We start from the raw sequence: 19901 nt of genomic DNA, 5'->3' as shown, positions 1-19901 counted from the left end.
GATCGCTAGATAGCTTTTATGCAAGGAGAATATCCGCTTCGCAGGGGTGAGGTCGAACCATTTCTTCCGCGTGCGCGTCATGCGCCCGCAGATTGCGGCGCCAGCAGCCGCTCATAGGCGTCCAGCGTGGCGGCGCACATGCGCTCCACGGAAAAATGCGTCTGCGCATGGAGCCGCGCTCGCGCCGTCAGCCCCTCGCGCGCGGAGGGGCGCAGCTCCAGCGCCTCGCGAATCGCGCGCGCCAGCGCGGCGGAATCGCCGGGCGGCGCGCGCCAGCCGGTGCAATCGGCCGCGTCCACTTGCGGCGGGGCCAGCACGGTTTCGACCGCAGCGCCGATGTCCGAGACGACGATCGGCGCGCCCATCGCCTGCGCCTCTATGGCGACGCGGCCGAAGGCCTCCGGCGTCGTCGAGGGCGCGACGGCGACGGCGGCGGCGAGATAGGCGGCCGGCATATCGGCGCAATGGCCGGTCGCGCGCACGATTCCGACGACGCCGGCGCGCGCGATATGCGCCTCCAGCTCGGCGCGGAAAGCGGCGCTCGGCGCGTCTCCCGCCAGAATGAAGCGCACATCGGCAAAACCTTCGGCGACGAGCAGCTTCGCCGCCTCGATCAGCGTCCCATGGCCCTTGCGCGCCGAGAGCCGCGCCGGCAGCAGCACGACGCGCTCGTGCCGCGCCACGCCCCAGGAGGAGCGCACGCGCTCCACGCGGGCGGGCTCGACGGCGAAAGGCGAGAAGGCGCGCAGATCGAGCCCGCGCGCGATGACGACGATGCGCTGTGTCGCCTGCGGATAGAGCTCGGCGATATGACAGGCGGTGAAACGCGAGTTGGCGATGACGAGATCGCCCGCCGCCATGATGGAATTATAGCGCTGCTTGATGGCGGAGGCGCCGCCGTAAATGCTGTGATAGGTGGTGACGAAACGCGCGCCCGCCCGCCGCGCGGCGTGATGCGCGACCCAGGCGCAGGCCCGCGAGCGCGCATGCACGATATCGATGTTCTCCTCGCGCAGAATGCGGGCGAGACGGTAGGCGTTCAGCGCCATGGAGAGCGGGTTTTTCGTCGCGGCCGGAAACGGCAGCCATACGCCGCCCTTGGCCTGCAGCTCGCTGACCATGCGGCCGCCCTCCGATGCGACGAGCGACCGCGCGCCGGCCATATGCAGCGCCTCGGCGATGTCGATCGTCGTGCGTTCGGCGCCGCCCGATTGGAGAGCCGGCACGATCTGCAGAACGGCGCGACCGGCGAGGGGACGGCTGGTCGAGGGGAAAGCGTGGAAATTCTCTAGCATGGAGCCAACCTGCCCAGTAAACGAGATCGTCGTCTTGGTCGAGAGGCGGGGGCCCTCTTCGCCCCAGAAATGGGCCGGCAATGTGGCCCCTTTGGTCCCTGGATCGGACCATGTTACTGAGCAAGCGATGAAATTCCTTTAATTTGCGGGTCGGCGCGCCCGCGCGGCGGGGAGACGATGGCTGTGGACGGCGTCGAGGAGGGGCTGAGCTTCGTCGATCTTTCCCTCGCCGGGCGGGAGCCCTGGCGCATCGCCCGGCGCATTCGCGCGGCGCGCGGCGCGGGGGCGGAGCGTCCCGGCGTGATGCTGCTGGGCGGCTTCAAATCCGACATGCAGGGCTCCAAAGCCGCGCATCTCGACGCCTGGGCGGAGCGCGAGGGGCGTGCTTTCGTCCGCTTCGATTATTCGGGCCATGGCGAATCGAGCGGCCGTTTCGAGGATGGAACGATCGGCGATTGGCTGGCGCAGAGTCTCGCCGTCCTCGAGGCTTCGACGCGCGGCCCGCAGATTCTCGTCGGCAGCTCGATGGGCGGCTGGCTCGCTCTGCTGATGGCGCGTCGACTCGTCGAGCAAGGCCGTCGCCCGCATGCTCTCGTGCTCATCGCGCCCGCCGTCGATTTCACCGAGGAGCTCATCTGGAAGAACGCCGACGACGCTATTCGTCGCGCGATTTTCGAGGAGGGCGCATGGATGCGTCCCTCGCCCTATTCGCCGGAGCCGACGCCGATCACGCGTCGGCTCATCGAGGAAGGTCGCGCGCATCTCATGCTCGAGGACGTCATTCGCGTGAATGCGCCCGTGCACATAATGCAGGGAATGCGCGACGAGGACGTGCCCTATCGTCATGCGTTGCGGCTGATGGAATGTCTCGCCTGCGATCCTGTCGTGCTGACCTTGGTGATGGAAGGCGATCATCGTCTCTCGCGCAGCGAGGATCTCGCGCATCTCACAGCCACGATAGAGGCGCTCTCGAAACAGCGCGCGTGAGCTGAGCAGTACCGCGCATTAGGCATAACGGCTTCTTTGCGAAGCGCGAAAGCATTCAATAAACATTGTCCCATTAACCTCCATTCTTAAGGAAGGCGCCATGTCAGGCGCTCTTGATCGAGAGACGCGAATATTCGCGGACATTCCCGCGCGCGTCGCCCGATCGGGCCTGGGAATGAAGAGTCATGATGCTCTCGAGAACAGCTTTGCCGCTGGTGTTCTTCGCGGCGATTTGGTCGACGGCGCGCGCCGCCGATTGGTATACGGGCGTCCCTGCGCCGGAGGCGTCGGCGCCGCCGCCTCCGGCGACGCCTCAGCCGACGGTCTCCATCGATCTTTCCGTCGACGGCACGTCGCGCAGCTCCATCGCCGGCGCCGCTATCGGCAAGATCGCGCCCTTCGGCTCGCTGGCGGAGAGCGGACCGCGCATTCGCGTCTCCACCGTCGTCGGCAAATACGCTTATGACGCCAGCGATCTGCCCGTCTACGTTCCCGTCGGCGCCGCTTTCATTCCGAGCAATACCGGCTATGGCCGCGTGCATGGAACGCTGGAGGACGGCTCCTTCATGGTCGGCTATGAGGTCGTCACCAATCAAGGCGGCGTCGCTCTCTATGTCGGCCCGGATGTGATGAATCACAGCCTGTCGCCTTTCGATCCGGGCAATCAGGTGCGCGGCGTCTCCGCCGGCGCCAAGGTCGGCGTCGAGGCTTTCGCGCGGCCGACCGACTCCACCATGATCGCGCTCATCGCTTATTATTCCACCGTGCATAATTCCTATTACACGCGGCTGAAGTTCGGCGTGGAGCTCGCCGATTATGTCTATGTCGGCCCGGAGGCGCTGGCGCTCGGCGATGATTATTTCTCGCAATGGCGCGCCGGCGCGCATCTCACCGGGCTGAAATTCGGCGCGCTGCAGATCGGTCTTTCCAGCGGCTATCTGCGTGATCGCGTGCGGGGGAGCGGCGCCTATGGAATTCTCGACACGCATATCGCTTTCTAAGTCTACCGCCGCAGATTTTTCTCCTCGCCGCCGTTTCGTTGTTCGTCTTTGCTCATGGGCGTCGCCATGTCTCTCTTGCGTTTTCTCTCCTTCCTCCTTCTGGGCGGCGTCGCCGTCGCTCTCGCCACACAGCCGGTGAGCGTGCAGGCGCAGCTGGCGACCAGCGTTTCGGTCATCTTCCTCCTCGCCCTCTTGTGGAAGTTCTCGCGCGGCGCGGAAGCGCGCCAGCTGTTCATCGCGCTCGCGCTCTTCGTGGTGCTGCGCTATGTCTATTGGCGCATCACCTCCACTCTGCCGCCGCTGTCCGACCCGGTCGGCTTTGCTTGCGGCTCCATATTGCTCGCCGCCGAGCTCTATTGCGTCGCGATGCTGCTTCTCACCCTCGTCGTCAACGCCGAGCCGCTGAAGCGCGAGCCGGCGCCGCAGATAGAGGATGACGCTCTGCCGATCGTCGATGTGCTGACGCCGAGCTATGACGAGGACGTCTCCATTCTCGCGACGACGCTCGCCGCGGCGAAATCCATGGATTATCCCGCCGATCGGTTGAACATTTTTCTGCTCGACGATGGCGGCACGGATCAAAAATGCGCGCATCCCGATCCGGCGATCGCCGAGCGCGCCCGCGCCCGCCGCGCCGCTCTGCAGGAGCTCTGCGCCGCGCTCGGCTGCTATTATCTGACCCGCGAGCGCAATGAGCACGCCAAGGCCGGCAATCTCAACGCGGCGCTGGAGCATGTCGATGGCGACATCGTCGTCGTGCTCGACGCCGATCATGCGCCGTTCCGCTCCTTCCTGCGCGAGACGATCGGCTATTTCTTCGAGGATGATCGGCTCTTCCTGGTGCAGACGCCGCATGTCTTCCTCAATCCCGATCCGATCGAGCAGAATCTGCGCACCTTCCGTCGCATGCCGTCCGAGAACGAGATGTTCTATGGCGTCACGCAGCGCGGATTGGACAAATGGAATGCGGCCTTCTTCTGCGGTTCTGCGGCGCTGCTGCGCCGCGCCGCGCTGGACGAGGCCGGCGGCTTCTCCGGCGTCTCCGTCACGGAAGATTGCGAGACTGCGCTGGAGCTGCATGCGCGCGGCTGGACCAGCGTCTATGTCGACAAGCCGCTCGTCGCCGGATTGCAGCCCGACACTTTCGCCTCCTTCATCGGCCAGCGCGTGCGCTGGTGCAAGGGCATGCTGCAAATCTTCCTGCTGCGCAATCCGCTGCTGAAGCGCGGCCTCGAGCCGCTGCAGCGGCTCGGCTATCTGTCGAGCATGAGCTTCTGGTTCTTTCCTTTCCCGCGCCTCGTCTTCATGCTGGCGCCGCTCGCCTTCATTCTCTTCGATGTGAAGATCTTCGTCTCCAACATAGAAGAGGCGATCGCCTATACCGCGACCTATGTCGTGGTGAACGCCATGCTGCAGAATTATCTCTTCGGCAAGGTGCGCTGGCCCTGGGTGTCGGAGCTGTATGAATATTGCCAAGGCGTGTTTCTGTCCAAGGCCATCGTCTCGGTCTTTCTGCGGCCGCGCAGCCCTTCCTTCAATGTGACCGCCAAAGGCGCCGCGCCGACGCAGGATCGTCTCAGCGAGCTCGCCTGGCCCTTCTTCGCCATCTATGGGCTGCTCGCGCTCGGCGCCGGCGTCGCCGTCTATCGCTGCGTGGCGGAGCCCGGCGTGCGTCAGCTGATGTTCTTCGTCGGCCTGTGGAACATGTTCAATCTCGTCACCGCCGGCGTCGCGCTCGGCGCTGTGGCGGAGCGCCGCCGCCGCGAGACGCATCCGCGTCTTCTGGTAGAGCGGCGCGGCGCGCTCGCTCTCGGCGAGGAGCATGTTCGCGTCGCCATAGAGGAGGTCTCCGCCGGCGGCTGCCGCCTGCGCGCCGCCACCGAGGCCGACGCCAAGGCGCTCGCCGCGGCGAAGGAGACGGAAGGGCGCCTCTATATCGACTCTATCGCCGACGCCGCGCGTCGTCCGAGTCTCGCCGCGCGCATCGTCGGCGTCGCGCCGGATGGACGCCGCCACATCGCCTTCGCGCTGTCGCAGCCGCAGGATCATCTCGCGCTCGCCGATCTGATGTATGGCGACGCGACCGCGCTCGAGCGTTTCCAGTCCGCGCGCCGCAAGCACAAGGGCATTATCGCCGGCACGGTGCAGTTTCTCTGGTGGGGCGTGATCGAGCCGCTGCGCGCCTTCGCCTATCTGCGCCCCCGCGCCAGCGAGGCCGCGTTGCGCGAGCCGCCGCCCTTCGCCGATCTCTCCAATCTCCTCGGCCGGCGCCAGCCGCGCCTGCGACCGCCAACGGAAGCGAAAGCCCCGCGAGCGGCGGAGCGCGCGCCGTCTTCGAAGAACGAGAACGTCTGATCCTTTTCCTCACAAAACATTCTCGCAAAAAAAAGAGTGCCAAGATGCAGTTCCGAGTCCTCGCCCTTCTGCTCGCGACCACGACGGCGTTGACGCCGATCGCGGTCGGCGCCCAGGCGATCTTCACGACAGCGCCGCAAGAGCAGCTGTTTCATCTGAAAGTCGACAGGCCGAGGCCGACGATTTCCGGCCTCCAGCCGATCATCCCCGCGCGTTTCGCCGCGCGCGAGACTGCCCGCATCGCCGCCGTGGAGCCGCCCGCCGCGTCGACGCCCGCGCCGTCGATCGCGCCGTCGCAAGCGCCGCAACCTGCGGCCGTCGCGCCGGTCGCGTCGCGGCCCGCCGTCGCCGGCGCCATGCTGCGGCATCTCACCAATAATATTCAGGGCTATCGCCTCGCCGGCGAGATCGGCTCTTCGGAATGGCCGATCTATGTCACCGAGGCGCAGGCGTCGCGCCGTCTGCAATTTCGCATCGGCTATCTCGCCGCCGTGTCGGTGATGCCGGAGGCCTCCGCGCTCACTCTGACCATCAATGATCAGATGATCGGCGACACGCAGATTCGCGCGGTGCAGGAGGTGGAGACCATCGTCTTCGACATTCCGCCGGGCGTGATGCGGCCGGGCTTCAACTCCGTGCGCATAGCGACGAGCCAGCGTCATCGGGTCGATTGCTCGCTTGAGGCCACTTACGAGTTATGGACGCAGATCGATCCGACCGAGACCGGCCTGGTGCTGCCGGAGGACGACGCCGGCGTCACCAGCATTTCCGATCTCGGCGCGCTGCCGCCGGATGAGCAAGGCGCGCTGCCGATCCGCGCCGTGCTCGGCGTCAACGCCAAATCTTTCGAGATCGAGCGCATGCTGCGCGCGGCGCAGGCGATCTCGCTCGCCGGACGTTTCGAGCAGCCGGTCGTCGACGCCGGCCCTGCGGCGAGCGGACGTTACGGCGTCAATCTCTTCGTCGGCCCCGCGTCGGAGCTGGTCGGCCGCATCGATCTCTCGCGCGTCGGCCCCATAGACGAGCCGCGCGCCTTCGTGCTGCCGGCCGCGCCCGGCCGTCGCGTCAGCATCGTCGTGACCGGCGCGACTTCCGCGCAAGTGGATGAGGCGATCCGCCGTCTCTCGGTCTCGCCCGCGCCCAAGGGCTCGCCGCAAGGCTTGCGCGCATCGGCCGCCTTTCCGGGCTATCGGCTCGACGGCGGACGCAAGGTGAAGCTGCGCGATCTCGGCGTCGCCAGCGAGGAGTTCACCGGCCATCTCTATCGCGCCGCCTTCAACATCGTCATGCCGCCGGATTTCTACGCGGCCGATTACGGCAATGCGCTGCTGCGTCTCGCCGGCGGCTATGCGGCCGGGCTCGACTCCAATGCGCAGATCGTCGTCAAGGTGGACGAGCGCACGGCGGTGAGCCTCAATCTTCTGAAGGCCGCGGGCGATGTCTTCCGCGACAATCCGCTGCCGCTGCCGCTCGGCTTTCTCAAGCCCGGCCTCAATCGCATCGAGATCGAGGCGCATGTGCCGACGCGCCAGGACGCCGATTGCGATCCGCTCGCGTCGATGCGCGCGGCCAAGCGCTTCCTGTTCCTCGACGAGACGGAGATCGAGCTGCCGCCGATCGCGCGCATCGCGCGAATGCCCGATCTCGCGGTGACGGCGACCGGCGGCTTTCCTTACGCCGGCGCCAAGGGGCGGCCCAAGCTCTACATGCCGTCACTCGACACGGATGCGGTGGGCGCGGCGGCGACGATCGTCGCGCATTTCGCCGTCGCCGCCGGACGGCCGATCGATTTCGAGATCGTCGATGCGCCGCCCGGCGAAGGGCAGGGGCCGACGCTCGCCGTGGCGCCGCTCGACTCCTTCGACGCTGCGCTGCTGCAACGTCTCGACATGCCGGCCGACACTCTGCGCGAGGCTTGGGGGCCGAATCTGACCGCCGATCGTCGCAAGGCGTCGGAGAAGCGGCTCTCGCCGCTCGAGATCGCCGCGCGCAATCGCTTCGTCCTGCAGCGCAATTTTCCCATGGCCTGCTATGCGCCGCGCAACATGCTCGACAAGACCATCACCGCGCAGGCGGGCGGCGCGGCCGCTGCGCCGGCGCCGGGCGGCGAGCCGGAGCGCGTCGATTTCGCGCCCGTCGGCTCGGTGCGCAGAAGCACGGAGCGCGGCGAGGGCGAGCAGGATCTGCTGGAGGCCTGGCGCGATGATCTGCGCCGCGAGGGCCGCTGGGGCTATGGCGTCGTCGAGCGTCTGCGCGTCGCCGGCGTGTGGAGCGCGGCGCGCGTCGCCGACGCGGCGCAATGGCTGCGCGCGGGCTTCGAGGCGGAGGCGGCCGATCAAGTCGCCACGCAGCAGGCCTCGCTGGCGATGAGCCAATCCATTCTCGGCGACACGGCCAAGGATGTCTGGACCGTGGTCACAGCGCCCAACGCCGCGACTCTGGCGGAGGCCTCCGCCTGTCTCGTCGATCCGCGCGTGTCGCGCCGCGTGCAGGGCCAGCTCGCCATGCTGGACATGAAGGACGCAAAAATGGTGGCGACTCCGGCGGAGAGCGCGCGCTTCATCGTCACGCGGCCGCTCTCCTTCGGCAATCTGAGGCTCATCGCCGCCGGCTGGATGTCGCTGCATCCCGGCGTCTATGTCGGCCTCTCCATTCTCATCGCAGCGCTCTTCGCCGCTTCCACTCTGTGGCTGACGCGCAATATCGGAAGGAGCTCGAGATGAGAATTGCGTCTCTCGCCGCGCCTGTTCTCGCAGCCCTCGGCCTCGCCGTCGCTCTGGCGCCGGCGCCGTCGCGCGCCGAGCCCATAGCGGAGATCGCCGCGATCATCGGCGTTCCGCTGTCGCTCGACGCGCATAAGATCAAGCTCGGCGGCGCGCTGCGCGCGCCGGAGGCGTGGAGCGCCTATAAGAAGCGCTTCATCGCCGAGCAGGGCCGCGTCATCGACACGGCCAATGACCAGGTGAGCCACAGCGAGGGGCAGGGCTACGCCATGCTGCTCGCCGTCGCCGCCAATGACCGCGCCACATTCGATCGCCTGTGGGGCTGGACGCGCGCCAATCTCATGGTGCGCAATGACGAGCTGGTCGCCTGGCGCTTCGATCCGCAGCGTCGTCCCGCCGTTGGCGACATGAACAACGCGTCGGACGGCGATCTCCTCATCGCCTGGGCGCTGGCGGAGGCGGCGGAATATTGGGACGATCTGCCGTTTCGCATGGCGTCGCGGCGCATCGCCGTCGAGCTGTCGCGCAAGGCAGTCTTGTTCAAGACCAAGATGGGCGCGCTGCTGCTGCCGGCGGTTGCGGGCTTCAACGCCTCGGATCGTTCCGACGGGCCGGTGGTCAATCTCTCGTATTATGTCTTCCCAGCCCTGGCGCGGCTCGACAGCGTCGCGCCGGAAGTCGATTGGGCCGGGCTCACCCAGACGGGTCTCGATCTTTTGGAAGCGGCGCGGCCGACGCCGCAGGCTCTGCCCGCCGATTGGATCGCGCTCGAGGGCTGGCGCGCGCGGCCGGCCGAAGGCTTCGCGCCGGAGTTCGCCTATAACGCCGTGCGCATTCCGCTCTATCTCGCCTGGGCCGGCGTCGGCGAGCGCGCGCATTACGCGCCCTTCCTCGCCTGGGCGCAGCGCGCCAAGGAGGCGCCGCCGATCGTCGATGTCGCGTCCGGCAAGGAGGTCGGCCAGTTCGGCGGCAGCGGCATAGCGTCGATCGCCGCGCTCGTCGCCTGCGTCGTCGACGGCGCCAAGCTGCCCGCCGATTTCGCCGCGCCCAAAGCCAATGAAGATTATTACCCCGCCACTCTGCATCTGCTGGCTCTGCTCGCCGCGCAAATGAGGTATTCGTCGTGTCTCGCCAATTGAGAGCCCTTCTCCTCGCGGCCTGCGCCGTTTCCTTTGCGGCGGCTCCGCGCGCGCACGCCCAAGGCGCCGCGCCCCAATCCATTCTCGTCGCGCCGGCGCCCGCCGCCGCGGCGTCCGAGAAGCCGGACGATCTCGCCTTGCGCTATTACGCATCGCTGGATCAGCGCGCGCGCGTGCGCGCCGAATTCTCGCGGCTGCGGCGGCTCTATCCCAATTTCGAGCCGCCGGCCGATCTCTACGGACCGCGTCGCGGCGATGTCGACGAGGCGGGATTGTGGGAGCTGTTCTCGAGCGACAGGCTCGACGAATTGCGCGAGAACATCGCCGCGCGCCGCAAGGACATGCCCGGCTGGCGTCCGTCCGACGATCTGATGCAGAAGCTCAAGCAGAAGGAGCAGCGCAATCAGATCTTCGCCTTCTGGCGCGAGGGGCGCTGGCTCGACATCGCCTCCTTCGCGCGCGACAGCCGCTTCTTCATCGCCAACGCCGATGCGGAGGCGCAATGGACGATCGCCGAGGCCTTTGCGCGCACCGGGCAGATCAATGAGGCGGTCGAGGTCTATAAGGCGATCTTCGCCTCCAATGAGGATAAGCATATTCGCCTCGCCACCATGCAGAAGGCGATGGCCACGCTGCGCATGAGCGATGTCGAGACGCTGCTGATCGAGGCGCGCAAGAGCTCGAAAGGGTCGGAAGACGAATTCGCCGAAGTGGCGATCGACATCACCCGCGCGCGCATCGTCGCCGTTCTGCGCGACGAGCGCAAGGACGATATCTCCGCGGACGAGCTGCAGCGCTTCGAGAATTTCGCCAAATTCACGCGCGAGCCGCAGCAGCTCGGCCTCGTCGCCTGGCTGCGATACAAGCGCCGCGATTTTCGTAACGCGCTCGAATCCTTCAAGGCGGCGATCGAGAATGGCGGCGACGCGATGATCGCGCATGGGCTCGCCCATACGCTGCGCGCGCTCGATCTGCGCCGCGAGGCGGAGGAGGTCTCCTACGCCTGGCGCGCGCCGCTGGTGAACAACGGCATTCTCTTTCTCGATCTCTTGGAGCGCGATCTCACGCAGGAGACGCCGCCCTATGTCGAGCCGGCGCGCCTCGCCCGCTATGCGGCGGTGACGATCGAATCGGCCTCCGGCGAAGGCGCGCAGGGACTCGGCTGGTACGCCTATAATTCCTGTCAGTTCGACGTCGCGCGTTTCTGGTTCGAGCGCGCGGTCGCCTGGTTCCCGAAGGAGGCGACGCTCTACGGCTATGTGCTGACGCTGAAGCGGCTGCGCAAGGATCAGGAGGCGCTGGAGCTCATCAACCGCTATGACGGTCTGTTCCCCAAGCTCGTCGAGCTGCTGTTCCCGGATGATTATTATCATCCGCCCTTCCCCTGCGACTCGCGCGTCGCCGCCAAGGCGCATGGGCCGGCGGTGAAAATGGCCGGCTATGTGGTGCCGGGGCCGGCCGGGCCGGCGCTCGCCGCTGAGCGTGATCGCCTGCGCGTCGAGGCCGAGAAGAAGGAGGCGACGACGCCGGACGCCGCCAAGGTGGCGGCGCAGGAGCAGCAGCGCGAGCGCGTGCTGAAAGCCGCGCGCGGCAAATTCCCGCTGGCGGTGACGGCGGAAAATCCGCTGCGCTTCGCGCCGCTGCCGCTCGTCGCGGCGCGCTCGTCCTCCGCTCAGCCGGCGCCGGTCGCGGCCGCCGCCGTTCCGGTCGGCCTGCGGACGGAGCCGCTCGCCGGCAAGGCGCCGCTGGTGGCGCGGCGCGTGCCCGGCGTCGGACCCATGCCCTCGGAGCGCTACGGCTTCATCCTCTCGCCCGGCTGGAACGCCGTCGATCTGGCGAGCTGGCCGCCGGCCTCCGAGCAGGTCGCTCCGGCCGGCACGCAATGGGCCAATCAGGAGGCCGATCCGGCCTGGATCGGCCAGCAGAAGGCCGACGCCGCCACGCAGCTCACGGCCAGCGCCGCCGAGCATGTCGCCACCGCCATGGCGCCGCGCAATCGCTACGGCGCCGCGCCGCCGCCGCCCGATCTCGCCGCGGTGCTTTCATTGCCGTCGTCCAAGCAGAGCCAGTCCCGCTGAATTTCTTTTTCGGAGTTTCGTCATGAGCCGTTTCTCGAGACATTCGCCGCCGCTGCTGCTCTTGGCGCTCGGCCTTTCCGCCTGCTCCCCGACGCGCGGCATTCTCGCCGTCGATCCGACGCCGACGGGCGCCACAGCGGCGCCGCCGCCGGCGCAGGGCGTCGAGGCGCGCAGCGGCGCCGCCTCCATTCTGGCGCTGCCGGTGGAAGCGCGCGTGCGCGGCGGCCTCGAGGAGCGCCGTTACACCAATGGCTGGCGCCAGAGCGTCGCGCTGGACCGCGCGATAATGGGCAAGGGCTGGAACGAGCTGACCGTCGACATTCGCGCGGCGGCCGCCGGGAGCGGCCATGAGGGCGAAATCCCCATGGGCAAGCCCACCGAGGTCGGCGTGCGTCAGGAGCTGTCGCTGCGCTTTCCGACGACGCGCATGCGCATAATCGCCAAGCCGCTACGCAATGAGCTCGGACCCTTCGGCCTCGCCGTGGGGCCGGGGCCGGAGGGAACGCGCTGCGCCTTCGCCTGGCAATGGGTCGATGATCTGCGCGCCGTCGCTCGGCCGGACGCCGCCGCCACGACCATCGTTCGCGGCGACGAGATTCCCGCCTCGATCCGCATGCGCCTCTGCCGCAAGGGCGTCACCGAGCAGCAATTCGCCGATTGGTTCTCGCGGCTGCGCGCCACAGAGTCCGCCAATGTGGAGCGCGTCGTCGAGGCCGCCCGCAGCGGCGTCGATACGCCTGCGCCTTCGCCCGCCGCCGGCGAGCGTCCCGCGGCCCCGGCGACGGTGGCGAGCATCGCCGCCCCGGCCAAGCGGCCGCTGGTCCACAAGGCCAAGGTCAAGCCTCTCCATCGCCATGAGGAGACGACGACCGAGGTTCGCCGCTACAGCGAGCCGGCCAAATCGGTGGAGACCAAGCCGGTGGAGACGCGGGCCGCCGCGGTCCATTTCGATCCCGGCCTGCCGCCTCAGGCCTTCGCCGGCCCGCCCAAGCCCGCGGCGCGGTGAGGGGCCGCAGACGCGCGCCCTGAACGCTCGAGGTCTTGACACTCTCCTCTCGGCCGCCGATGTTGCCGAACAAATTGTTCGGCATATCGAACAGGAGAGAAGAATTTGGCCAATGCGCTTCCAGCCATAGAGACGTTGTCCTCATCGGACCCGCTCAATGGGCGCATCGTCGAGTTCCCGCCGGACCAGCCGCTCCTCACCGACGGGGGCGGCTGCGTCGCGCCTTTGACGATCGCCTACCAGACCTATGGCGAGCTGAACGCCGAGCGTTCCAACGCCATTCTGCTGTGCCATGCGCTGACCGGCGACCAGCACGCCGCCAATGTGCATCCGCTGACCGGCAAGCCCGGCTGGTGGGATGTCATGGTCGGCCCCGGCAAGCCCTTCGACACGGAGCGCTATTTCATCGTCAGCTCCAATGTCGTCGGCGGCTGCCTCGGCACTTCCGGCCCATCCTCGATCGATCCGACGACCGGCCGGCCCTATGGGCTCGATTTTCCGGTCGTCACCATTCGCGACATGGTGCGCGCGCAGGCGATGCTGATCGATCATCTCGGGATAGACCAGCTCTTCTGCGTCGCCGGCGGCTCCATGGGCGGCATGCAGGTTCTGCAATGGGCGGCGAGCTATCCAGAGCGCGTCTTCTCCGCCATGCCGATCGCGACGGCGCCCAAGCATTCCTCGCAGAACATCGCCTTTCACGAGGTCGGCCGGCAGGCGGTGATGGCCGATCCCGATTGGCGCGGCGGGCGCTATCTCGAGCAGGGCGTGCGGCCGGAGAAGGGCCTCGCCGTGGCGCGCATGGCCGCGCATATCACCTATCTCTCGGAGCCGGCGCTGCAACGCAAGTTCGGCCGCAAGCTGCAGGATCGCGCGGCGCCGACATTCTCCTTCGACGCGGATTTTCAGATCGAGAATTATCTGCGTCACCAGGGCATGGCCTTCGTCGATCGCTTCGACGCCAATTCCTATCTCTATGTCACGCGCGCCTGCGATTATTTCGATCTCGCGGCCGATTACGGCGGCTCGCTGGCGCAGGCGTTCAAGGGCACGAAGACGCGCTTTTGCGTCGTCTCCTTCAACACCGACTGGCTCTACCCGACCTCCGCCTCGCGCGCCATCGTGCATGCGCTCAACGCCGGCGGCGCCTCGGTCTCCTTCGTCGAGATCGACAGCGACAAGGGCCATGACGCATTTCTCGTCTATGAGCCGGATTTCATCGCGACGACGCGTGGATTTCTGGAGGCGGCCGCCGCTGCGCGCGGCCTGCCGCGGGCCGAGGAGGCCTAGCCGATGAACGCTCCCATCTTTCCGCAGAGCGCGCAGCAGCGCCCGGTTCGTCTCGATCTCGCCGCCGTCGCGGCGATGGTCGCGCCGGGCAGCCGCGTGCTCGATGTCGGCTGCGGCGACGGCGCGCTGCTGCAATTGCTGGCAGACACCAAGCAGGTGGACGGACGCGGCGTGGAATTGTCGCAGCGCGGCGTCAATGATTGCGTGGCCAAAGGCTTGTCGGTGATTCAAGGCGACGCCGACACCGATCTGCGCGACTATCCGACCGATGGATTCGATTATGTGATTCTCTCGCAGACGCTGCAGGCGACGCATCATCCGCGTCAGGTGCTGGTCGACATGCTGCGCATAGGCCGGCGCGCGATCGTGTCCTTCCCCAATTTCGGCCATTGGAAAGTGCGGCTGTCGCTGCTCGCCAAGGGCCGCATGCCGCAGACCACGACGCTGGCGCACGCCTGGTACGACACGCCCAACATACATCTTTGCACGATCAGGGATTTCGTCGATCTCGTCGAAGCGCTGGGGGCGCATATCGAGCGCGGCGTGGCGCTGGATCACGCCGGCGCGCCCATCCGCGTGAACGCGCCCTGGTGGGTGTGGAATCTCTTCGGCGCGCAGGCGATCTTCCTGCTCGAGCGCGATGCGCCGAAAAAAATATCATGATTAGCTGCGAAAAATACTTAGGCGATTGAATCTCGCGGGGCTCGGCGTCTGCGCAATATTGCCGAGACGCCGCGCTCTCTCATTTTCATGCAGCGCCGCGCGAATAGCGAAAATGCAAGAAATCAAAGGCGGATCGCGGCTTTTTACGAGCGCGCGCGGCGGGGTAGCGCGCGCTTCGTGCGACCTCCTGTCCGAGAGCGAGCGCTTTCCCAGGGCGAAGCTTCGCGGTAGATTGCCCGTAATGACCGACGAAAGCGCCGATTTGCGCAAATAAAGTCGGCGACCGCGGGAGCGCGCTGATGCTGGAGCCGCCGTCTCTTCGAGGCGTGCCGATGTTCGCGACTGTCGATGCGCAGTCGATGCAGCGGCTCACCCGCGACGCGAAATTAGAACAGTTCGAAGACGGGCAGACGATTTTTCGCCAAGGCGATCGCGCGCTGCATGTGGCCATCGTGCTCGATGGATTCGTGAAGCTGACGCGCACCGCCTCCTGCGGCGACGAGACTCTCATCAATATCTGCAATGTCGGCGAGAGCCTCTATGAGGCGTTGAGCCCGGACGGCGAGAGCTACCGCGTCGGCGCGGAAGCGGTGGGGACGGCGCAGCTCATGAAGCTCTCCGCGCCGCGATTTCGTTACATGCTGCGTGAATCTCCGTCCCTCGCAACGGCGGTGATCGAGGAGACAGCGCGCAAGCTGTGCGGGCTCATCGGCGAGATCGAATCGCTCAAGGGCCAGACCGCAGAGCAGAGGCTCGCGCGTTTCCTTCTGACGCTGTGTCCGCCGAATGTCGAAAGCTGCAGCCTGCGCTTGCCCTATGACAAGCGGCTCATCGCCGCGCGGCTCGGCGTCAAGCAGGAGACATTGTCGCGCGCCTTCGCCAAGCTGCGCGAGATCGGCGTGCGCACCGAGACGCGCGACGTCACCATCGAGAATGTCGCGCGCCTCTCCAATGAGTGTTGCGGCGGCGAGCGCGAGCCCCCTCTGCCCTCCGAGCGGCGCGATCTGATCGAGAGCCGGGGCGCGCTCGCCTGAGCGTCGCCGCCAGGGCGCCTTGATTTCGGCCGCGCATGCCGCGATCCTGCGCCCCTCGCGCGCAACGCGCGACGCTCGGAAGGAATTGCGCATGAGACGGATTTTCGCGACCGCTTTTTTCATTTTCTCGGCCGAGGGCGCAGCTTTCGCCGGCTCCACGACGGATGGCGCCGGCGCCTTGTCGCTCGCCGCGCTCGTCGGCGCGCGTTCGCCGGCGGTGAAGCCGGCCGCGAAGGCGGCGCTCGCCAAGCTCGCCGACGGACATGCGAAAATCGCTTTTCCCAAGGGCCAGACGATAGAGGTGGCCGTCGATTCGATCAGCTGCCGCGCCAGCAATGTGGACATCACGCAGCATGCATGCGAGCTGACCTTCGGCCAGAAGAAGGTCCAGCTCGCCGGCCGCCAGGCGCATGAGATATTCGCGACGCTGCTCGAGGTGGGCGTGCCGCCGGACGGCGCAGCCGGAACGATTTATGCTGCGGCTTCCGCTCTTGACTGCGCAGTCGAGCCCGACGAGGTCGCGCAAAAGGCCGGCGGAGGGGCGCAGTGCAAATATGAGCCGCCGAAGTGAGCGGCGAAGGAGGTCAGGTGAGCGAGCCGGAAACGACGACTGTCTATGTGTGCACCGTCTGCCGCGCCAAGGATGATCCAGAGGTCCGTCCCGGCCATGCGCTGCTCGAGGCCTTCGGCGCGCGGCTGACGGCGGAGGATCGGGCGATCGTCGCGGCGGAGCCGGTGGAATGTCTCGGCGTGTGCTCGCGCCCCTGCACAGTGGCCATGGCCGCGCGGGGCAAGTGGACCTATGTGCTGGGCGATTTCGACAAGGTCGCCGATGTGGATGACCTCATCGAATCGGCGCGCCGCTACACGGCCTCGGAAACCGGCCTGGTGCCGAAGAAGGATCGGCCGGACGCCATGCGCAAGGGGATAATCTCGCGCACGCCGCCGGCGCCGAAGGGGTGAGCGAATAGCGAAACAGCGAGTAGCGAATAGTTTTTGCTACTCGCTATTCGCTACTCTCTATTCGCTTTCTACTCGGCCTTTTTCGCCCGCGCGATCGCTTCATTGATGATCTTATGCGCCGCCGCGGCGTCGCCCCAGCCGGCCGCCTCGACCCATTTGCCGGGCTCGAGGTCCTTGTAATGGGCGAAGAAATGCTCGATCTGCCGCGTCGTGATCTCCGGCAGGTCGGTGTAGTTCTGCACCTTGTCGTAGCGCTTGGTGAGCTTGGGCGCGGGCACGGCGATGATCTTCTCGTCGCCGCCGGCCTCGTCGCGCATGTAGAGCACGCCGATCGGGCGCACGGCGATCAGCGCGCCGGGCGCGATCGGCCGCGTGTTGGCGACCAGCACGTCGCAGGGGTCGCCGTCTTCCGACAGAGTGTGCGGGATGAAGCCGTAATTGCCGGGATAGCGCATCGACGTGTAGAGGAAACGATCGACGACGAGCGTTCCAGAGGCTTTGTCGAGCTCATATTTGATCGGCTCGCCGCCCAGCGGCACTTCGATCACGACATTGACCTCGAATGGGGGATTCGCGCCGATTTCAATGGCGTCGAGACGCATCTAGTAACTCCTGACGGTGGGAAAAGTCAGCGGACGGGCGCGGAGACGAATCCGAAGGCGACGCGCGCCAGCATGTCGTCGCCGAAGCGCTCTTCCGCGCGGCGAACGGTGAGGCCGCCGAGCCGCCGATAAAAGGCCAGAGCCTTGTCATTATCGGCCAAGGCCCAGACGATGGTGGAGAGATAGCCATGCGCGGCGAGCTCCTGCCGCGCGGCGTTGAACAGGCGTCGGCCGAAGCCGAGGCCCTGATATTCGGGCAGCAGATAGATCTCGAAGATCTCGCCCGAGTAAGGCATGGAGGGCACGCGATTGCGGCCGTAGGTGACGTAGCCGACGACGTCCTGGTCGAACTCCAGCACCAGAATGCCGCTGCCCCGCACGATCGCCCGCGCCCACCATTGCGGCCCGCGGCGGGCGATCATGCGCTCGAGCTCCCCGCCCGGAATGACGCCGCGATAGGCGTCTCGCCAGGAGGAGTCGTGCACATGCGTGATCGCCTCGGCGTCGCCGGGTCCAGCATGGCGAATGAGGGTGGCGGTCTCGACCATGGCTCCGATGTTAGGTCCCGAGGGCCTGTTTCGGCAAGAGCCGGACGCCGACAAAGCGAACAAAAATAAAAGATCGCGGCGTCGAAACGACCGAATCGGCGCCGCCTCCCTTGTGGCTCAAGACAATAGGCCGGTGGCGGCGCCGGCGAGCAGGACCACGCCGATAAAGGCCCGGTAGGCGACGAAGGGCCAGGTGGAGAAGCGCTCCAGAAAGCGCATCAGCCCCCATATGGCCGCGAAGGCCGAAACGGAGGCGACGACGAGGCCGACCGCCAGCACCGACCAGCCGTGGCCGTCGAGATGCGCCTTGTGCAGCTCATAGAGCTCCTTGAGGCCGGCGAGGGTGATGGCGGGCAGGCCGAGCAGGAAGGAGAATTGCGCCGCCTGCTCGCGCTTGAGGTCTAGGAACAGCGCCGCGGTCAAGGTGGAGCCGGAGCGCGAGACGCCCGGCACCAGCGCCCCCACCTGGGCGAAGCCGACGACCAGCGCATCCTTCAGGCTCACATGGTCCAGCGTGCGGGAGTGGTTGCAATAGAGCTCGGCGATGGCGAGCAGGGCGGCCATGACGATGCAGGAGATGCCGATGACCGGCAGCGAGCGCAGCGGCGAGCCGCAGGCGTTCAGCACGCCAGAGAGCGCGATGCCGGCGAGGCCGATGGGGATGGTGGCGAGAATGATCCAGATGAGGAAGCGGAAGTTCCAATCGCCGAAATCGCGCCGCAGCGCCGCTTGGACGGAGCCGAAGGCGATCCCGCGAATATCCTTCCAGAAATAGCTGACGACGGCGGCGAGGGCGGCGAGCTGCATGGCGGCCGAGAAGGCCGAGCCCGGGTCCTTCCAGCCGAGCAGCGCCGGCACGATGCGCATATGCGCCGTGGAGGAGATGGGGAGAAGCTCGGTTACGCCCTGCACGACGCCGAGCGCCGCCACTTTCGCATAGCCGAGCTCGACGAAGCCGGTGTCGAGACCTGAAGTGCAAGCCAAGGCCATGAAAGCTCTCCGAAACGAGGCCCGCGGCCGCGCCGAAGGGCGCGAATCGCCCCCGCGCGGCGGTTACGGTCTTGTCTCAGACAGATGGTTAAGGATTGCTCACGGCCGGGCCTCGGCGGCCGTCATAATAGGCGCGATACCAGTCGACGAAGGCCGAGACGCCTTCCTCCACCGAGGTCTGCGGGCGATAGCCGGTCAGCCGCTCGAGCAGCGAGCAATCGGCGAAGGTGCGGGGGGCGTCGCCCTTCTGCATCTCGAGATAGTTGCGGATCGCCGTCTTGCCCAATTTTCGCTCGATCGCCTCGATGAAATCGAGCAGGCCCACAGGCTCGCCGCGCCCGATATTGACGATGCGGAACGGGGCGACCGGCGAGACCGAGGCGTCCGCGCCGATCTGCGGCGCGCGGTCGACGAGCCGCGTGATCGCCTCGACGAGATCGCCGACATAGGTGAAGTCGCGCTGCATCTCGCCGTGATTGTAGATGTCGATCGGCCGGTCCCTCTCTATGGCGTCGACGAATTTGAACAACGCCATATCCGGCCGGCCCCAGGGGCCGTAGACGGTGAAGAAGCGGAACATGGTCGTCGGAATGGCCCACAGATGCGCATAGGAATGCGCCATGGCCTCATTGGCCTTTTTCGTGGCGGCGTAGAGGGTGAGCGGAAAATCGGCGCGCTCGCTCTCCAAAAAAGGCACGTCCTGATTGCCGCCATAGACGGAGCTGGTGGAGGCCATCAGCAGATGGCGAACGCCCTGCGTCCGCGCCAGCTCGAGAATATTGAAGCCGCCGACGAGATTGGCGTCCACATAGGCGCGCGGATTTTCGAGGCTGTAGCGAACGCCCGCCTGCGCCGCGAGATGGACGATGACCTCCGGCTCCGCCGCGGTGACGGCGCGGGTCAGCGCCTCCATATCCTCGAGCATGGCGATATGGGGGCGAAAGCCTTCGAAGCTCGCGAGCCGGGCGTGGCGCGCCTCTTTCAGCGTCACATCGTAATAAGGCGTCAGCCCGTCGAAGCCGTCGACCCTGTGGCCGAGCTCGAGCAGGCGCTGTGCGAGATGGAAGCCGATGAATCCGGCCGTGCCGGTCACGAAGACGCGCATGAGCCCGCTCTCGTTGGAGACCGGCGATCTCTGCGGAAAAGCCCGGCCGCTGTCAACTTCCGGCGCCGCACGGGCCTTGCGCGACCGCGCCGGCGCCGACGCAAAAAGCCGGTTTTCACTTC

Annotated in this window: 17 protein-coding genes; 12 read left to right on the top strand and 5 right to left on the bottom strand. The window is 66.8% G+C overall.

The window, feature by feature from the left end; translation table 11 throughout:
• Window positions 1-77 precede the first annotated feature (77 nt).
• Window positions 78-1295, bottom strand: a complete 1218-nt coding sequence (locus ACT53T_RS21575) for a glycosyltransferase family 4 protein (RefSeq protein WP_476162767.1) — start codon at window positions 1293-1295, stop codon at window positions 78-80.
• Between the two features lie 177 nt (window positions 1296-1472).
• Between ACT53T_RS21575 and ACT53T_RS21570 the strand changes: the two genes are divergently transcribed.
• From ACT53T_RS21570 to ACT53T_RS21515, 12 genes are all read left to right on the top strand, one after another.
• Window positions 1473-2282: an alpha/beta hydrolase gene (locus ACT53T_RS21570; RefSeq protein WP_476162766.1), complete on the top strand. Its 810-nt coding sequence runs from the start codon at window positions 1473-1475 to the stop codon at window positions 2280-2282.
• Window positions 2283-2467: 185 nt separating this feature from the next.
• Window positions 2468-3283 carry a cellulose biosynthesis protein BcsS gene (bcsS, locus tag ACT53T_RS21565; protein ID WP_476162765.1) on the top strand — a complete coding sequence of 272 codons (816 nt, stop codon included), beginning with the start codon at window positions 2468-2470 and terminating at the stop codon, window positions 3281-3283.
• 66 nt (window positions 3284-3349) lie between these two features.
• Window positions 3350-5638, top strand: coding sequence for a UDP-forming cellulose synthase catalytic subunit (gene bcsA, locus ACT53T_RS21560; RefSeq protein ID WP_476162764.1), 2289 nt, complete (start codon window positions 3350-3352; stop codon window positions 5636-5638).
• A gap of 44 nt (window positions 5639-5682) precedes the next feature.
• Window positions 5683-8361: a cellulose biosynthesis cyclic di-GMP-binding regulatory protein BcsB gene (locus ACT53T_RS21555; protein ID WP_476162763.1), complete on the top strand. Its 2679-nt coding sequence runs from the start codon at window positions 5683-5685 to the stop codon at window positions 8359-8361.
• A complete protein-coding gene (locus ACT53T_RS21550; protein WP_476162762.1) occupies window positions 8358-9500 on the top strand; it encodes a family 8 glycosyl hydrolase in 1143 nt (380 codons plus the stop codon). The genes ACT53T_RS21555 and ACT53T_RS21550 overlap by 4 nt, the downstream gene beginning before the upstream one ends.
• Window positions 9485-11578, top strand: coding sequence for a hypothetical protein (locus ACT53T_RS21545; RefSeq protein ID WP_476162761.1), 2094 nt, complete (start codon window positions 9485-9487; stop codon window positions 11576-11578). The genes ACT53T_RS21550 and ACT53T_RS21545 overlap by 16 nt, the downstream gene beginning before the upstream one ends.
• A gap of 22 nt (window positions 11579-11600) precedes the next feature.
• Window positions 11601-12584, top strand: a complete 984-nt coding sequence (gene bcsN, locus ACT53T_RS21540; protein WP_476162760.1) for a cellulose biosynthesis protein BcsN — start codon at window positions 11601-11603, stop codon at window positions 12582-12584.
• 126 nt (window positions 12585-12710) lie between these two features.
• A complete protein-coding gene (gene metX, locus ACT53T_RS21535; protein WP_157235437.1) occupies window positions 12711-13874 on the top strand; it encodes a homoserine O-acetyltransferase MetX in 1164 nt (387 codons plus the stop codon).
• A gap of 3 nt (window positions 13875-13877) precedes the next feature.
• Window positions 13878-14537: a methionine biosynthesis protein MetW gene (metW, locus tag ACT53T_RS21530; RefSeq protein ID WP_018267116.1), complete on the top strand. Its 660-nt coding sequence runs from the start codon at window positions 13878-13880 to the stop codon at window positions 14535-14537.
• A gap of 332 nt (window positions 14538-14869) precedes the next feature.
• A complete protein-coding gene (locus ACT53T_RS21525) occupies window positions 14870-15571 on the top strand; it encodes a Crp/Fnr family transcriptional regulator (RefSeq protein ID WP_476162759.1) in 702 nt (233 codons plus the stop codon).
• Window positions 15572-15662: 91 nt separating this feature from the next.
• Window positions 15663-16142 carry a hypothetical protein gene (locus ACT53T_RS21520; protein WP_476162758.1) on the top strand — a complete coding sequence of 160 codons (480 nt, stop codon included), beginning with the start codon at window positions 15663-15665 and terminating at the stop codon, window positions 16140-16142.
• Window positions 16143-16159: 17 nt separating this feature from the next.
• Entirely contained in the window at window positions 16160-16534 is a 375-nt protein-coding gene (locus ACT53T_RS21515) for a DUF1636 family protein (RefSeq protein WP_026191539.1), read from the top strand.
• Between the two features lie 68 nt (window positions 16535-16602).
• On the opposite strand, the gene ppa is transcribed toward ACT53T_RS21515, so the two are convergent.
• The 4 genes from ppa to ACT53T_RS21495 form a co-directional block, all read right to left on the bottom strand.
• On the bottom strand, window positions 16603-17136 hold the full coding sequence (gene ppa / locus ACT53T_RS21510) for an inorganic diphosphatase (RefSeq protein WP_018267111.1): 534 nt from the start codon (window positions 17134-17136) through the stop codon (window positions 16603-16605).
• 26 nt (window positions 17137-17162) lie between these two features.
• Window positions 17163-17684, bottom strand: coding sequence for a GNAT family N-acetyltransferase (locus tag ACT53T_RS21505; RefSeq protein ID WP_018267110.1), 522 nt, complete (start codon window positions 17682-17684; stop codon window positions 17163-17165).
• A 117-nt stretch (window positions 17685-17801) separates the two neighbouring features.
• Window positions 17802-18674, bottom strand: a complete 873-nt coding sequence (uppP, locus tag ACT53T_RS21500) for an undecaprenyl-diphosphatase UppP (protein WP_476162757.1) — start codon at window positions 18672-18674, stop codon at window positions 17802-17804.
• An 88-nt stretch (window positions 18675-18762) separates the two neighbouring features.
• A complete protein-coding gene (locus ACT53T_RS21495; RefSeq protein ID WP_476162756.1) occupies window positions 18763-19779 on the bottom strand; it encodes an NAD-dependent epimerase/dehydratase family protein in 1017 nt (338 codons plus the stop codon).
• Window positions 19780-19901 lie beyond the last annotated feature (122 nt).

It is taken from the genome of Methylosinus sp. DMC45 (genome assembly GCF_056313885.1).
Note: the sequence above shows the minus strand (reverse complement) of the source record. Positions and strands in the feature narration are given on the sequence as shown.

What these genes read in the sequence shown, in the direction of transcription:
- ACT53T_RS21505 (WP_018267110.1), bottom strand. Translation starts at nt 17,684, where the DNA reads ATGGTCGAGACCGCCACCCTCATTCGCCATGCTGGACCCGGCGACGCC.
- metW (WP_018267116.1), top strand. Translation starts at nt 13,878, where the DNA reads ATGAACGCTCCCATCTTTCCGCAGAGCGCGCAGCAGCGCCCGGTTCGT.
- ppa (WP_018267111.1), bottom strand. Translation starts at nt 17,136, where the DNA reads ATGCGTCTCGACGCCATTGAAATCGGCGCGAATCCCCCATTCGAGGTC.
- ACT53T_RS21495 (WP_476162756.1), bottom strand. Translation starts at nt 19,779, where the DNA reads ATGCGCGTCTTCGTGACCGGCACGGCCGGATTCATCGGCTTCCATCTC.
- uppP (WP_476162757.1), bottom strand. Translation starts at nt 18,674, where the DNA reads ATGGCCTTGGCTTGCACTTCAGGTCTCGACACCGGCTTCGTCGAGCTC.
- ACT53T_RS21520 (WP_476162758.1), top strand. Translation starts at nt 15,663, where the DNA reads ATGAGACGGATTTTCGCGACCGCTTTTTTCATTTTCTCGGCCGAGGGC.
- ACT53T_RS21550 (WP_476162762.1), top strand. Translation starts at nt 8,358, where the DNA reads ATGAGAATTGCGTCTCTCGCCGCGCCTGTTCTCGCAGCCCTCGGCCTC.
- bcsN (WP_476162760.1), top strand. Translation starts at nt 11,601, where the DNA reads ATGAGCCGTTTCTCGAGACATTCGCCGCCGCTGCTGCTCTTGGCGCTC.
- ACT53T_RS21570 (WP_476162766.1), top strand. Translation starts at nt 1,473, where the DNA reads ATGGCTGTGGACGGCGTCGAGGAGGGGCTGAGCTTCGTCGATCTTTCC.
- ACT53T_RS21525 (WP_476162759.1), top strand. Translation starts at nt 14,870, where the DNA reads ATGTTCGCGACTGTCGATGCGCAGTCGATGCAGCGGCTCACCCGCGAC.
- ACT53T_RS21555 (WP_476162763.1), top strand. Translation starts at nt 5,683, where the DNA reads ATGCAGTTCCGAGTCCTCGCCCTTCTGCTCGCGACCACGACGGCGTTG.
- bcsA (WP_476162764.1), top strand. Translation starts at nt 3,350, where the DNA reads ATGTCTCTCTTGCGTTTTCTCTCCTTCCTCCTTCTGGGCGGCGTCGCC.
- ACT53T_RS21575 (WP_476162767.1), bottom strand. Translation starts at nt 1,295, where the DNA reads ATGCTAGAGAATTTCCACGCTTTCCCCTCGACCAGCCGTCCCCTCGCC.
- bcsS (WP_476162765.1), top strand. Translation starts at nt 2,468, where the DNA reads ATGATGCTCTCGAGAACAGCTTTGCCGCTGGTGTTCTTCGCGGCGATT.